The sequence below is a fragment of the Candidatus Pelagibacter communis genome (genome assembly GCF_001180025.1).
Taxonomy (GTDB): Bacteria; Pseudomonadota; Alphaproteobacteria; order Pelagibacterales; family Pelagibacteraceae; genus Pelagibacter; species Pelagibacter ubique_A.
Map to the genome: position 1 here is coordinate 1 of NZ_CVSK01000022.1, position 703 is coordinate 703.

The window sequence follows — 703 nt, forward strand, 5'->3', positions numbered from 1 at the left end:
CACCTTGTTGAAAAACCATTCCTCTTTCAACACCAGGTCCATCTATTTCATTATTGTTAAGTGTTATTTTGCCTGATGTAGGCCTTAAAAACCCTGCAGTAATATTTAATAAAGTTGTTTTTCCGCAACCAGATGGACCAAGAACAGTAAGTAATTCTCCTTTTTTTAAAGTAAAGCTTACATCCTTTAAAGCATGAACTGTTTCTCCTTTTGGAGTTTTAAAAATCATGTTTAGATTTTGAGAAATCAGATCACTCATAACTGCCTTATATTAGAAATTTGATAAAAAAAATAGGCACCAATTATAAAATCAGTGCCTATTTAAAAAGTTTTAAACCCTTAAAATTATAAAGGTAAGAAACTTGTATCTACAGCTCCTCCTGGAGTTCCCATTCCTTTTAGGAAACCATCAAGATTACCACTTTCCATAGATGCTTTTGTTTCTTCTGGAGTTAAGAATTTGAAACCACTTAAAGTGTCTTTCATATCTGCAACTGTCATTTCAGAAGCTTTCGCCATTGAATTCATGTCAGCTTTACCAGCTTTGTATCTAGCATTAGCTTCATGTGTAACTTCGATGAAAGTTCTTAACATACCTGGGTTTTCTTTCATGAATTTGTCTGTAACAGATGTGATATCTATACCTAAGATACCAGCTGCTCTAGCTTCATCTACAGTTAAAAGTCTTGATCCAACTGCAGTT

The 703-nt window shown here is 33.6% G+C and carries 1 protein-coding gene and 1 pseudogene; both read right to left on the reverse strand.

The genetic code is table 11. The features are described from left to right. A partial coding sequence (locus AMN83_RS00330) for an ATP-binding cassette domain-containing protein (protein ID WP_143323624.1) occupies positions 1 to 259 on the reverse strand: 259 nt, incomplete at its 3' end. Positions 260 to 345: 86 nt separating this feature from the next. Further along, a pseudogene (locus AMN83_RS00335) lies at positions 346 to 703 on the reverse strand (ABC transporter substrate-binding protein); the annotation flags it as partial.